The organism is Parvimonas micra (genome assembly GCF_021300775.1).
GTDB lineage: Bacteria > Bacillota > Clostridia > Tissierellales > Peptoniphilaceae > Parvimonas.
In genome coordinates this window covers 1-545 of sequence record NZ_JAJTJP010000005.1, presented here as the reverse complement: position 1 = coordinate 545, position 545 = coordinate 1, and the positions used below count along the sequence as shown (strand labels likewise).

Annotated in this window: 1 tRNA gene and 1 rRNA gene; both read right to left on the bottom strand. The window is 46.4% G+C overall.

From position 1 onward, the window contains the following. Positions 1–99: 99 nt before the first annotated feature. A tRNA-Ala gene (locus LW893_RS07120) sits at positions 100–175 on the bottom strand. A gap of 179 nt (positions 176–354) precedes the next feature. Further along, a 16S ribosomal RNA gene (locus LW893_RS07115) occupies positions 355–545 on the bottom strand; the annotation flags it as partial.

The following is a 545-nucleotide window of genomic DNA, read 5'->3' as shown; positions in this document are numbered from 1 at the left end:
GCTTATCACGTCCTTCTTCGGCTCTCAGTGCCAAGGCATTCACCTTATGCCCTTGGTCGCTTGACCAGAAATATATTTCTCTTTAATTGTCAGGTTTCTTGGTGGAGATGAGGAGATTCGAACTCCTGACCCCCTGCTTGCAAGGCAGGTGCTCTCCCAACTGAGCTACACCCCCAAAAATTTTACGACAGTACAAATTTTTGGGGGTTCTGCGTGCCCCTTACATATTATACTATCATTTTGGTATTCTCTTTTAGTTAGCCTTACAGCTTTTTTGGTTAAAAAAATTGAACCGAGAAAACAGTGATAAAACTAAGAATTAATTTTTGAACTGTCGTTCTTAGTACTCCTTAGAAAGGAGGTGATCCAGCCGCACCTTCCGATACGGCTACCTTGTTACGACTTCACCCCAGTCATTAACCCTACCTTCGACGCCTTCCTCCTTGCGGTTAGATCGGCGGCTTCGGGTATTGCCAACTCCCATGGTGTGACGGGCGGTGTGTACAAGACCCGGGAACGCATTCACCGCGACATTCTGATTCACG